12 protein-coding genes are annotated in these 12899 nt (G+C 69.0%); 8 read left to right on the top strand and 4 right to left on the bottom strand.

Going from position 1 to position 12899, the window contains the following annotated elements:
- Positions 1-282: 282 nt before the first annotated feature.
- The 8 genes from DXK32_RS14985 (at position 283) to DXK32_RS14950 (ending at position 8648) form a co-directional block, all read left to right on the top strand.
- Entirely contained in the window at positions 283-1122 is an 840-nt protein-coding gene (locus DXK32_RS14985; protein WP_114859238.1) for a helix-turn-helix domain-containing protein, read from the top strand.
- Positions 1123-1132: 10 nt separating this feature from the next.
- Positions 1133-1717 (top strand): hypothetical protein, encoded by a 585-nt coding sequence (locus DXK32_RS14980; RefSeq protein ID WP_114859237.1) that lies wholly within the window; start codon positions 1133-1135, stop codon positions 1715-1717.
- Positions 1718-1815: 98 nt separating this feature from the next.
- Positions 1816-2835 (top strand): AAA family ATPase, encoded by a 1020-nt coding sequence (locus tag DXK32_RS14975; RefSeq protein ID WP_114859236.1) that lies wholly within the window; start codon positions 1816-1818, stop codon positions 2833-2835.
- On the top strand, positions 2825-3697 hold the full coding sequence (locus DXK32_RS14970) for a ParB/RepB/Spo0J family partition protein (RefSeq protein ID WP_114859235.1): 873 nt from the start codon (positions 2825-2827) through the stop codon (positions 3695-3697). The genes DXK32_RS14975 and DXK32_RS14970 overlap by 11 nt, the downstream gene beginning before the upstream one ends.
- Before the next feature lie 317 nt (positions 3698-4014).
- A complete protein-coding gene (locus DXK32_RS14965; protein WP_114859234.1) occupies positions 4015-4467 on the top strand; it encodes a c-type cytochrome in 453 nt (150 codons plus the stop codon).
- Positions 4468-4483: 16 nt separating this feature from the next.
- Positions 4484-5836, top strand: a complete 1353-nt coding sequence (locus DXK32_RS14960; RefSeq protein WP_114859233.1) for a cbb3-type cytochrome c oxidase subunit I — start codon at positions 4484-4486, stop codon at positions 5834-5836.
- A gap of 67 nt (positions 5837-5903) precedes the next feature.
- Complete coding sequence (locus tag DXK32_RS14955) at positions 5904-6716, top strand: CbbQ/NirQ/NorQ/GpvN family protein (RefSeq protein WP_114859232.1); 813 nt, start codon at positions 5904-5906, stop codon at positions 6714-6716.
- Between the two features lie 21 nt (positions 6717-6737).
- Entirely contained in the window at positions 6738-8648 is a 1911-nt protein-coding gene (locus DXK32_RS14950) for a nitric oxide reductase activation protein NorD (RefSeq protein WP_114859231.1), read from the top strand.
- A 48-nt stretch (positions 8649-8696) separates the two neighbouring features.
- Here DXK32_RS14950 and DXK32_RS14945 read toward each other — a convergent pair whose 3' ends face one another.
- The 4 genes from DXK32_RS14945 to betC all read right to left on the bottom strand — a co-directional run bounded on the left by DXK32_RS14945 (position 8697) and on the right by betC (position 12878).
- On the bottom strand, positions 8697-9368 hold the full coding sequence (locus DXK32_RS14945; RefSeq protein ID WP_114859230.1) for a DUF6064 family protein: 672 nt from the start codon (positions 9366-9368) through the stop codon (positions 8697-8699).
- Positions 9368-10282, bottom strand: coding sequence for an aldo/keto reductase (locus DXK32_RS14940; RefSeq protein ID WP_114859229.1), 915 nt, complete (start codon positions 10280-10282; stop codon positions 9368-9370). Before DXK32_RS14940 ends, DXK32_RS14945 begins: the two co-directional genes overlap by 1 nt.
- 157 nt (positions 10283-10439) lie before the next feature.
- The gene (tauD, locus tag DXK32_RS14935) at positions 10440-11297 is read right to left on the bottom strand and encodes a taurine dioxygenase (RefSeq protein ID WP_114859228.1); all 858 of its coding nucleotides are present in this window, start codon (positions 11295-11297) and stop codon (positions 10440-10442) included.
- Between the two features lie 36 nt (positions 11298-11333).
- The gene (betC, locus tag DXK32_RS14930; RefSeq protein ID WP_114859227.1) at positions 11334-12878 is read right to left on the bottom strand and encodes a choline-sulfatase; all 1545 of its coding nucleotides are present in this window, start codon (positions 12876-12878) and stop codon (positions 11334-11336) included.
- Between the last annotated feature and the right edge of the window lie 21 nt (positions 12879-12899).

Below are 12899 nucleotides of genomic sequence, written 5' to 3'. Positions count from 1 at the left end.
ACGGGCGCGCTCGGCGCCGGTGCGGTGACTCGGTAGGTGGCAGGCGCGTTTCAGTCCGTCCCGATTCGCGCCGTCAAACGCGCCTGCGACCTTCATGTCCGCGCCTGCCGCCTGCACGAGACGCGCCTGCGACCTCCGCAAGCGCGCCTGACACCTACCACAAACGCGCCCGCCACCTGCCGATAGGAGACGGGCGCGCTTTGGAGACTCCGGTGCCGTCGGGGAATCCTGCCCGCAAGACCGCCGGCCCATGCCGGTTTCACGCTTTTGCCGGAGCCCCGGATGACCAGCACGACCGACACCGCCAGCCGTTGGGGAAAGATCCCCGCCTGGTGGCTCGACCATCCCGATCTCGACGCCGACGGATTCGCGGTCCTGGCGGCGCTCGCCACCTTCGCCGACGAGAATGGCGTCTGCTGGCCGTCGCAGTCGACGCTTGCCGCAAAGCTGAAACGCTCGCGCCCGACCATCAACCGCATCCTCCAGCGTCTCGACGACATGGGACTGGTCGGCATCGAGCACCGCCGCGGCCGCGACGGCTCCCGGCTGTCCTGCCTGTACCGGCTGCGCATCGCCCAGGACGGGGCCACGCCCCGATCACAGTCGCAGCCCCAACTCCGCCCTGTCCGGGACCATGACAGGGATGACTCGCCGGCGAACGCCCCCTGTCCAACACCGAGTCAGGAACAGCTCCATCCCGAACAGATTCCGGACTCGCTCGCTTCGGGCGGGCGCGGGCCGGTGCGCGATGTCCCTGAGGACTGGATGCCCACCGCCGGGGATTTCACCTGGGCCCGAAGCCGCTTCGGCACCGTCGACCTCGGTCGGCACGTCGAGGGGTTCGTCCTGCGCTGTCAGGCGCACGGCTATCGCTACCGCGACATATCGGCCGCCTGGAGGGCTTGGCTGTCCCAGGACGTGGCGGCCGGCAAGGCCCCTGCGGACAAAACCGCCCCACCCGCTTCAGGCGCCATCTCCGGCCCCATCCCCGGTGTCGGCCAGGCCCGCCAAAGCGCGGCCGAACAGCGCGTCAACGCCTGGATGGCCGTGGCTGATCGTCTGAAGGACACCCGCCTGAAGGACGTCCGCAACACCCCGCCCGATACCCGCCCCCGTTTCTGAGGAGGTCCCGATGTCCGTCGCTGTGATGCCCCTGCCCGAACGGTCCCCGTTGCCCTTCGATCCGACGATGGCGCCGGCCGAGCGTTCGCGGCTCCTCGTCGCCGCCTTCCCGGAGGCGTTGCGGGAGGTCCTGACCACCGGTCACCTGGAACACCGCCCGCGCTTCGGCGACAACGGTTTCGAAGGGCTTCAGGAAACCTGGTTTCCACCGGCGACCCTTTCGGCCCGGCAAGCCGCCATGGCGCGGCGGATGCTGAACGAGCTGGAGGATTCCATCCTGGCTCCGGCCGAGCCCGACCGTCTGCTCGGCCGTGTGCTGGCTTTGCTGTCGCATTTCCCGGCCAAGGGCTTGACGCCTGACGTCGAGCAGCTGGTGGCCATGGACTGGGTCGAGGATCTCGGCGAATTTCCGGTCTGGGCCATCGACGCGGCGGCGCGGGCGTGGCGCCGGACGAAGAAGTGGCGGCCGAGCATCGCCGAGATGCGGGCCCTGTGCGAGGAGGCCTGCGCGCGGGAGCGTGTCCTGGCGCAGCGGCTGCGAGCGGTCGCCGGGGCCTGCCAGGGCGAGGTGATCCCCGTCCGCCGGATGGAATGACCGGGCGTGGCGGGCACGTTCGGTTCCGGCAACTGGATGGGCGTCCATTGACAAAGTTCCGGCAACTTGCGCAGAATCCCCGAAACCGAACGAAAGGGATGACGATGCCGCCGCTTGGTGGGGACGACATGCGCCAACTGCGCGAGCGCCGTGGGGAAAACCAGACGCAATTTGCCGATTGGCTCAACGATCAGCTCGGCCGCAGCTACACGAAGGCGAAGATCAGCCGCTGGGAAGGCGGGGCGGAGCGCATCCCCCAACAGGTGCAGGATTTCCTGGCGGACCAGACCACGGACGACCGCCCGCGCTCGGCGACCTTCCTGGCAATCGCCAACCAGAAGGGGGGCGTGGGAAAGACCGCCACGGCGGTGAATCTCGCCTACGCCCTGACGGAGGGAGGCGCGCGGGTCCTGCTGATCGACTGCGACTCCCAGAGCAACGCGACGGTCCATGTCGGCGTCGGCAACGCCGCCATCGTCGATCTGGAGCAGCGGCGCAAGACGCTCTATTTCGTGCTCCGCTCCGACGAGCCGATCTCGTCGGTGATCGTTCCGACCGGGGAACGCGGACTCGATCTCGTTCCGGCGGGGCTTTCGCTGGCCGATGCCGACGTCGAGCTGGCCGCCGACTCCACCGGTGGGCTGGTGCTGCGCGAGAAGCTCGACGAGGTCCGCGCCTCCTACGACTTCGTGGTGATGGACTGCGCACCCAATCTGGGGCTGGTCACGGCCAACGCCTTGTCGGCGGCCGAGCTGGTCCTGGTGCCGGTCCAGACCGAGGCGCTGTCCCTGCTGGGCGTGAAGCGGCTGGTCGACACCATCACCCGCATCCGCCGCCGCGTGAATCCCCGGCTGAAGATCGCCGGCATCATCCCCACCATGTACAACGAGCGCCTGACCCAGGACCGCGCGACGCTGCAGGAGCTGCGTGAATCCTACGCCGAGCAGGTTCCGGTGTTCCCCCCGATCCCGCGCGCCACGGTCTACAGCAAGGCCGCCGCCGCCGGCATGATCACGCTGGCCGGCGATCCGGGCGCCCCGGGAGCGGAGACCTTCCGCGAGGTGGCCCGTCAGATCCGCGCCTACGCCACGCAGCGGGAGACGAGCCATGTCGCGTAAGTTCGAGCGCAAGACGAAGGAGCTGCTGGGCGGCACCTCCACCCTGTCGATCGGCACCGACAAGCTGTTCGGCACGTCGTCCGGCTTCCCGCATGTGGTGGAGCTGGACATCGACCGGGTGCACCGCAACCCCGACCAGCCGCGCCGCCACTTCGACGAGGCGGAGCTGCGCAGCTTGGCCGCGTCCATCGACCGTTACGGCTTGCAGAACCCGATCCTCGTCCGGCCGCTGCCGCAGGGCGACTATCTGCTCATCGGCGGCGAGCGCCGGGTGCGTGCCCATGAGATCCTCGGCCGCAAGACGGTCTTCGCCATTCTCACCTCCGGCGACCCGGACGAGATCGGGCTGATCGACAACGTCCAGCGCGTCGATCTCAACGCGGTGGAGTATGCGGCCGCCCTCGCCCGTCTGGTGGAGAAGCACGGCTACACCCACGACGAACTGGCCGCGGTGGTCGGCAAGGACCGCACCGACATCACCAAGCTGCTGGCCATCCTGACCCTGCCGGCCGACATGCTGGAGGAATACGCGGCGTCCTGCACGCGGGTGTCCCGGTCGGTGCTGATCGAGATCGCCGCCGCTCCGGCCGACCTGCGTCCTGCGCTGTGGGAACAGGCGAAGGAGGGAGCCTCCGTCAAGGCCGTCCGGCAGGCCAAGCGCGACCACGCGCAAGGGCAATCCCCTTCCGTCCGCGAAGCCGGGCCGCACGATCCGGAACGCACACTCCAAGCGAGCGTCAAGCGCATCATCCGCGACGTGGCCGTCGTGCGCGAACAGCGCCACCTGCTCGACACCGCTCACCGCGAACGCCTGCTTCAGCTGCGCGCGGAAATCGACGCCATTCTCCAGGGCGCCGACTGAGGGGGCTGTTCCCCGATGTGGGACGTCCCACATCGGCGAGGCGCCTCTCGTGTTTTCAAAGACCGGGCATCAGGGGCCGGGCATCAGGGGCCGGGCATGTGGGACGTCCCACATCCCGGCCCTTCCCCGGCACCGATCGCCACAAAAGACCGTGGTTTCCCTCGCGTTCGGAAGGCGGCCGTCCGCTTGACCGCCGTCAAGGATAGCCACACCAAATCAGTCAACTTTCTCCGGCATGGCGCACGGCCAACGCTGCGCAGGGCCCCTCCGTTCAACGACGGTCTGACCTGGGGGCCTGACCCAGGAGAAACGAACGCATGACGGAACGCTTCACCAAAGCGGCCGCCCGGAACATCTTCTACGGCGGATCGCTCTTCTTCTTCGCCGCCTTCGTCTCGCTGACGGCGGCAAGCCACATTTACGTCGTCAACACCGGCACCGACAGCAAGGGGCTGACCGACAGCGTCGCCCGCGGCAAGCATGTGTGGGAGAAAAACTCCTGCATCAACTGCCACACGCTGCTGGGCGAGGGCGCCTATTTCGCGCCGGAGCTGGGCAATGTCTGGATCCGCTACGGCGGCGACAAGGACGCGGAGGGCGCGCGCGCCGCCCTGGCCGGCTGGATGGCCGCCCAGCCCAGCGGCATCGAGGGCCGCCGCCAGATGCCGCAGTTCAATCTGACGGAGCAGGAGGTCAACGACCTCGCCGCCTTCCTGGAATGGACCAGCCGCATCAACACCCAGAACTGGCCGCCCAAGATTTCCGGCTGACGAAGGACGAAAGGCCATGAAATACGAATCCCAAAAGGTCGCGCTGCCCTATTTCTACGGCGCGCTGGCCCTGTTCGGCGTGCAACTCCTGGTCGGCCTGCTGGCCGGCATCGTCTATGTGCTGCCCAACGTCCTGTCGGAACTGCTGCCCTTCAACATCCTGCGGATGATCCACACCAACGCGCTGATCGTCTGGCTGCTGATGGGCTTCTTCGGCGCCGCCTACTATCTGATCCCCGAGGAGGCGGAGCGCGAGCTGCATTGCCCGAAGCTGGCCTACATCCAGTTCGGCCTGTTCATGTTCGCCGCGCTGGCCGCCGTCGTCGGCTACGTCTTCCGCATCCACGAGGGGCGCGAGTTCCTGGAACAGCCGACCTGGATCAAGGTCGCCATCGTCGTCGTCGCGCTGATGTTCCTCTACAACATCTCCATGACGGTGCTGAAGGGCCGGCGCACGGTCATCACCAACATCCTGGTGATGGGGCTGTGGGGCATCGCGCTGTTCTTCCTGTTCTCCTTCTACAACCCGACCAACCTCGCGCTGGACAAGATGTACTGGTGGTACGTCGTCCATCTCTGGGTCGAGGGCGTGTGGGAGCTGGTGATGGCCTCGATCCTCGCCTTCCTGATGATCAAGATGACCGGCGTCGACCGCGAGATCGTCGAGAAGTGGCTGTACGCCATCGTCGGCCTCGCCCTCTTCTCCGGCCTGCTGGGCACCGGGCACCATTACTACTGGATCGGCACGCCGGGCTACTGGCAGTGGATCGGCTCGCTGTTCTCGACGCTGGAGGTCGCCCCCTTCTTCTTCATGGTGGTCTTCGCGGTGAAGATGGTGCTGAAGGGCGGGCGCGATCACCCGAACAAGGCCGCCCTGCTGTGGTCGGTGGGCTGCGCGGTGACGGCCTTCTTCGGCGCCGGCGTCTGGGGCTTCCTACACACGCTGTCCTGGGTCAACTACTACACCCACGGCACGCAGGTGACGGCGGCGCACGGGCATCTCGCCTTCTTCGGCGCCTATGTGATGATCAACCTCGCCATCTTCAGCTACGCCATGCCGCATCTGCGCGGCGTCGCGCCCTACCACCAGACCCTCAACAAGGCCAGCTTCTGGCTGATGACCGGCGGTATGTCCGTAATGACCTTTGCCCTGACCTTCGCCGGGGTCGTGCAGGTCCACCTGCAGCGTGTGATGGGCATGGATTACATGACCGTCCAGGCGGAGATCGCCCCCTTCTACTGGGTGCGTCTGGCCGCCGGTGCCGCGGTGTTCATCGGCGCCGTCCTCTATCTCTACGCCCTGCTCGGGCCGGTGCCCGCGTCCCGCAGGACCACCGGGATCGGCGCCGCCGTCCAGCCCGCCGAGTGACCTGGGCCTTCCCCTCCTCCGCGCGTCGGGGGAGGGGCCTTCCCTTTTCGTTTCCGAGGAGACAGCCATGACCCGCAGCGCCCTGAAGGCCGTCGCGGACGACCTCGACGTCCCCTATTACAAGGCCGTCGGCGACGAGTGCGAGCTGTTCGAGCACGCCTTCCGCCACCGCCTGCCGCTGCTGCTGAAGGGGCCGACGGGCTGCGGTAAGACCCGCTTCGTCTCGCACATGGCGGCCCGGCTGGGTCGTCCCCTCCACACCGTGTCCTGCCACGACGACCTGACCGCCGCCGACCTGACCGGGCGTTACCTGCTGAAGGGCGGCGACACGGTGTGGGCGGACGGCCCGCTGACCCGTGCCGTGCGCGAGGGCGCCGTCTGCTACCTCGACGAGGTGGTGGAGGCGCGCAAGGACGTGACCGTCGTGCTCCACCCGCTGACCGACGACCGCCGCCTGCTGCCGCTCGACCGCACCGGCGAACTGCTGGAGGCGCCGGACGACTTCATGCTGGTCGTCTCCTACAACCCCGGTTACCAGAACGTCCTGAAGACCCTGAAGCCCAGCACCCGCCAGCGGCTTCTCGCCATCGAATTCGACTTCCCGGCGCCGGAGGACGAGGCCGTCATCGTCGCCCGCGAGAGCGGCCTGCCGGAGGGGCGCGTCGCCCCGCTGGTCCGTCTGGCCGGCGCGCTGCGCGCCCTGAAAGGCCAGGATCTTGAAGAGGGCGTCTCCACCCGCCTGCTCGTCTACTGCGCCACGCTGATCCGCTCCGGCGTCAAGCCCGAGCGGGCGATCCGCACCGCGCTGATCGAACCGCTGACCGACGACGCCGACGTCCGGCAGGCGCTCCTGCGCGTCGCCGACATCGCCCTCGGGTAAGCGAAACAAGGAAATCGGACCATGCTGTCGCTGCTCGAGCCCGAGGAGTTCATCGGCCGCCACTGGCACCGTCTGGTCGGTGGCCGGTCGAGCCTGCCCCACCATCCGGACGCCGCGGTGACGCTGGAGGCGATCCGGCCCCGGCTGTCGGTGTTCTTCCGCGGGCTGGGCGGCGACCGGGGCGTGCGGATGGCCGCCGTGGCGCGGGCGTCCTCCGGCCATCGGCTGTCGGTGCTGGAGCGCATCGGCCTCGGCACCGAACGGCTGGAGCGGCCGGCGCTGGACGGCGATGTTCTTCAACTGCCCGCCCAACTGGACGTGTTCCCCGACGCGGCGCTGAACGAGCGGCTTTACGAATGGCTGGCCGCCTACTTCGCCCACGCCGAGGCCGACGGCGAGGCTATCGCCGATCCGCTGCGGGATGATGTGCGGGCGCTGCGGCAAGCCCGGACGACCACCGCGCGGGTTCTCATGCGCTGGCCGGGTTTGGCCCGCCTGCACGGTGAACTGTGCGCGGCGCTGCTCGCCGTCCGGCCCAAGCGCTCCCTGCCGAAGGACGAGGCGATGGTGGAGGAGGCGGTGCTGGCCCTGCTGGGCGCCGGCGACGGCGGCGCGGTTCTCGACGGGACGGTTCCGCTGGAGCGTTTCGCCGCCCCGGCTGGCTACAAGCCGTTCCTGCCGGTGCCGCTGTGGGGCGAGGTTTCGGGTCCCGTGTCAACCGGCGCGCCACCCGTTCCCGATGCCGCAGCGGAGGACGAAGCCGCGGCCCCCTCCTCCGAGAGCGACGGCCAGCGCCGCAAGGCGACGCGGCGCGACAGCGATCAGGTGCAGCGCGAGGACCCGCTGATCCTGAACCGCTTCGAGAAGATCTTCGGTCTGGCGGAGATGATGAACATCCCCCGCCCGGTCGATGACGACGACGAGGACGCCGCCCGTCAGGCCGCCGACGACATGGAGGAGATCGCGCTCGCCCAGCATCAGCGCAAGCCCTCGACCCGGCTGAAGCTCGATCTCGATCTGGCGCCCGCCGCCGTGGAGGCGGCGCCGCTGACGGCGGTGCTGACCTACCCGGAATGGGACCATCGCCGCCGCGCCTACCACCCCGCCCATTGCCGCGTCGTCGCCGAACCGGCGCCGGAGGACGGCGAGGACTGGGCGCCCGACGAGGCTGCCCTGCGCCGCATCCGGCAGGTCCGCCGCCAGTTCGAGGCGCTGCGTCCCAAGCGCATGGTCTTCACCGGCCAGCCGGACGGCGACGACCTCGACCTCACCGCCCTGGTGCGCCGCTGCGCCGACCAGCGCGCGGGCGGGGCGGGCAGCGACCGCGTCTATCAGGCGGCGCGCAACGCGGCGCGCGATCTGGCGGTGGCGGTGCTGGTCGACACCTCGCTGTCCACCGACGGCTGGGTGGACGGGCACCGCGTTCTGGACGTCGAGAAGGAGGCCCTGCTGGCCCTGTCCAACGGGCTGAACGCCTGCGGCGACCCGCACGCCATCTTCGCCTTCACCTCGAAGAAGCGCGACTGGGTGCGGGTGCAGACGGTCAAGGCGTTCGACGAACCTTTGAACGCCCGGGTGCAGCGGCGTGTCCAGGCGCTGAAGCCCGGCCATTACACCCGCATGGGCGCGGCTCTGCGCCACACCGCCGCGCGTCTGGCGGAGCGGCCCAACCGCCACCGCCTGCTGATTCTGCTGTCGGACGGCAAGCCCAACGACGTGGACCATTACGAGGGACGTTACGGCATCGAGGACACCCGCGTGGCGATCCAGGAGGCCCGCCGCCAGGGAATCGCCCTGTTCGGCATCACCGTGGACGCCGAGGCCCGCGACTATTTCCCCTATCTGTTCGGCCGTGGCGGCTACGCGATCTTCCCGCAGGTCACGCATCTGACGAAGGCGCTGCCGGCGCTGTACCGGCAGGTGGTCGGATAGGCGGAACCGCGGGCCTGGACGATCCGCGTTGGGCGTCAAGACCCGGCATCACGGCCCGGCATCGCGGACGCTCCGCCAACGCAGGACGGGAAGAAGGGCCACCAACGCCGCGCCGAGAAGCGCCCATTGTTCCGGCGCCTCCATGCTGTGCAAGGTCGCCCAGCTGGCGAGGCACCACGCCATCGGCACGGCGAGCAGCGACCATGCCCATCGCCCGTTCGCCATCATGACCAGGCCGATGGTGGCGATCGCGGTCGGGTCCGGGGTGATGCCGAAGACCTCGGCGCCGCGCAGGGGACGTCCGGCGAGGAGCGCCGCGAGGGGGTGCAGGGCAAGCGCGTAGAGGAACAGCGCGAGCCCCGCGAGCGCCTGCCCGGTCCAGGAGAGCGACCAGCGAAGCCGGCCGCCGACCAGGACCAGCAGGATGGCCTGAAGCGCGAAGAACGGTGCCACATAGGGCGCGGCCCAGTTGATGGTGGCGTAGCGCTCCCAGAGGAAGCTCCAGGCCGACCACGCCCACAGAACGGCCAGGGTCCCCGCGATCACCCGATGCGACCATGGGCGGGGCCGGACGAGCCACAGCAGAATGGCTGCGCCGAGCAGCAGCGTCAGGGCATGCGCCGGCCAGAGCGCCTCGTTGTGCCGTTCGATCAGCCGCCAGTAGGTGCGGGGGCTGAAGAGCAGAAAGTCCTCGGTCGAATAGGTCCACCATTCCGGCATCAGAGGCCCCTGACATGGTCGGCCATGCGCCGCCGCATCGCGGCGTCGGGCATCGGCCCGGCCATCGCGGCCATGTTCTCGCGCACATGCGCGACCTGGCTGGTCGCCGGGATGGCCACGGTGACGGCGGGATGGGAGATGATGAATTTCAGGACGAACTGCGCCCAGCTGGACGCGCCGATGCCGGCCGCCCAGGAGGGCAGGGGGCGGCCCGACAGCCGGCGGAGCAGCACGCCCTGCTGAAACGGGCGGTTGACGATCACACCGATTCCGCGGTCCGCCGCCAGGGGCAGGATGCGCTCCTCCGCCTCGCGGTCGACGATGTTGTAGGTGAGCTGCACGAAGTCGAGAGGCTGCCGGCGCATGATCTCCTCGAACAGGTCGTGGCGCCGCCCTTCCGACGTCGTGATGCCGACGTAGCGGAGCTGACCCGCCGCCTTCATGGCGAACAGCGTCTCAAGATGCTCTTCCCAGGACAGCAGGTTGTGCACCTGAAGCAGGTCGAAGCGCGGCACGTCCCACAGGCGGCGCGACTCCGCGATCTGCGACGGCCCGCGCGTGCCCGAGGAAATCCAGACCTTGTCCGCGGCGAACAGGGTGGAGGGCTGCCCCAGCGTCCGGAGTCCATCCCCGATCACCGCCTGGGAGGAGCCATACATGGGCGAGGAGTCGATCATCCGGCCCCCCATCTCGAAGAAGGCCCGCATGACCGCCGCGCATTCCGCGCGCAGTTCGGCATCGTCGCCGACGTTGAAGGTGATCCAGGTGCCCAGGCCCACGGGAGGAATGGCCTCCCCCGAGGATGGAATGCGTCGAACCGGCGCTTCTCCGCTCTGCGCCTGGACGTGCAGCGGCATCATCAGCGCGGCCCCGGCCAGAACGCCGTGCAGAACGGCGCGTCGTGTCGCTCTCATGCTTCCTCCCTGTCGTCTCCGTGCCGCCGCGCAAAGCCTTGCCTTCGGTGAAATCCATCCTCCCTTCCCCGATAGCAACCTGCCAACACAGAGAGTTGATCCAACTTAAGATTTTTCTTATATTCAAAAGATTGCCCTGATGTGTGAGACGGTGCGCTCAGGGACCGACCGGGCGGTCGCCCAGCACGGTGGCGCGGTGCATCAGGCGGCTGTGCGGCAGATAGTCGTTCACCGCGTAATGCTGGGTGGAGCGGTTGTCCCACAGCACGAGGTCGTCGGCCTTCCACCGCCAGCGCACGGTGAATTCCGGGCGGCTGACGTGGTCGAACAGCAGGTCGAGGATGGCCGCGCTCTCGCGGTCGCTCAGCCCGACGATGCGCGCGGTGAAGTTCTCGTTCACGAACAGCGCCTTGGCGCCGCTCACCGGATGGACGCGGACCACCGGGTGGGTCACCGGCGGGTGGCGGTCGCGGGCCGCGCGCCAGCGGGCGTGAGTCTCCGGATCGCCGCTGTGCCGCCATTCGGGGAAGGATTTGGTGAAGTCGTGCAGCGCGGTCAGCGGGTCGAGCAGGCGGCGCAGCGGTTCCGACAGGCCGTTGTAGGCGGCGATGTTGCTGGCCCACACGGTGTCGCCGCCGTTGGGCGGGATGCGCTTGCCCGACAGCGCCACGATGGCCGGCGGCGTCTCGATGCAGGTCACATCGGTGTGCCAGACGTCGTTGTCCGTCACGTTGTGCGGCCCGGTGTCGAGCACCATGATCTCCGGCTGCTCGGGCACGTTGGGGTAGACGGGGTGGACGTGCAGGCTGCCGAAGCGGGCGGCGAAGGCGCGCTGGGCCGCGGGCGTCAGGGGCTGGTTCTCGAAGAACAGCACCTGATGGGTGACCAGAGCGCGCTCCAGCGCGGCGGCCTCCGCGTCGCTCAGCGGACGGGCGAGGTCCAGCCCCTCCACCCGCGCGCCGATGGCCGGGCTGACGGGGGTGATGGACAGGCTGGGCAGAGAGATGTCGGGCATGGCGGTTCCCCGGATGGCGGAAATGGGAGAGGAAGATCAGGCGTCGGGTGGCACCGGCTCGACCGCCGGCAGGCGGGCCAGCGCCTTCAGCGTGTCCTCGGCGACCCCGAAATTGCGGACGTAGGAGGTGGCGGCGTTGCGATGGGGCTGGAAATCCCAGGGGGTGTGACGCCCGGTCAGCAGCACCTTGTGGACGAACAGCCGTCGGTTCTGGCTCTCGATCACCGCCCGGCGCAGGGCCGGCGCGTTCCAGCGCCGGGCGACGGACGCGGACAGATCGGCCTCGATGGCGGCGAGATCGCGCGCGCCGGCGCGGTTGACCAGCTCCTTGGGGTCGGCCTCCAGATCGTAGAGCTGCGGTGGGTCGCCGTCGCAGGCGATGTATTTGTAGCGGCCGCGCCGCACCATGAAGGCGGGGTTCAGCGTTCCTTCCCCCAGATACTCCGCGAAGATGGTGCGGCCGGCGCCGCGCGCCGAACCGGCGAGCAGGGGCAGCAGGCTTTCGCCGTCGAACGGGTCGACCGGCAGCGGCGCCCGGCCGTCGAGCAGGTCGAGGATGGTGGGGAACAGATCGACGTGCGACACCGGCGCCGACACCCGGCGCGCCGCCCAGCGTCCCGGAGCGTGCACCAGCAGCGGCACGCGGGACGACCATTCGAAGAAGGTCATCTTGTACCACATGCCCCGCTCGCCCAGCATCTCGCCATGGTCGCCGGTGAAGACGATGATGGTGTCTTCGGCCAGCCCGGCCCGCTCCAGCGCGGTCAGCAGGCGCCCGACCAGCTCGTCCACATAGCTGATGGAGCCGTAATAGGCGTGGCGGGCGGTGCGCACCCGCTCCTCCGTCAGGTCGTAGCGGTGCAGCCCGTCCATGTAATGGAGCCGCCGGCTGTGCGGATCGAGCCGCTCCGGCGGGATGGCCGGCACCGAGGGCAGGTCGATCGCTGCGTGGTCGTAGAGGTCCCAATGCTCCGGCAGGCAGTTGAAGGGGTCGTGCGGGTGGGTGAAGGACACCGCCAGGAGGAAGGGGGCCTCGTCTGCTGTGCGGCCGTAATCGTAGATCTTCTGCACCGCCTGATGGGCGGTCTCCTCGTCGAAGTCGATCTGCAGGCTGCGGTGGCAGGGACCGGCCTCGACCACGCTCGCCATGTGATGCGACCAGTCGTAGGCCAGCGCCCCGTTCCCCCAATCGGGCGTCCAGCCGAAATCGGCGGGATAGACGTCGGTGGTCAGCCGCTCCTCGAAGCCGTGGAGCTGGTCGGCGCCGACGAAATGCATCTTGCCCGACAGGCAGGTGCGGTAGCCGGCGGCGCGGGCGTAATGCACGAAGGTCGGCACGGAGGAGGCGAACTCCGCCGCGTTGTCGAAGGCGCCGATGGCCGAGGGCAGCCGCCCCGACAGCAGCGCGAAGCGCGACGGCGCGCAGAGCGGGTAGTTGCAGTAGGCGTTGTCGAACACGACGCCTTCCGCGGCCAGCCGCGACAGGTTCGGCGTCTTGACGACCGGATGACCGTGGAAGGGCAGGGCGGGGGCCGCCATCTGGTCGGCCATGATGAACAGGATGTTGGGGGGCCGCGACACGGTTGAGGCACTCCGGTTCGG

The organism is Azospirillum brasilense, assembly GCF_003349955.1.
GTDB classification, from domain to species: domain Bacteria; phylum Pseudomonadota; class Alphaproteobacteria; order Azospirillales; family Azospirillaceae; genus Azospirillum; species Azospirillum brasilense_B.
Note: the sequence above shows the minus strand (reverse complement) of the source record. Positions and strands in the feature narration are given on the sequence as shown.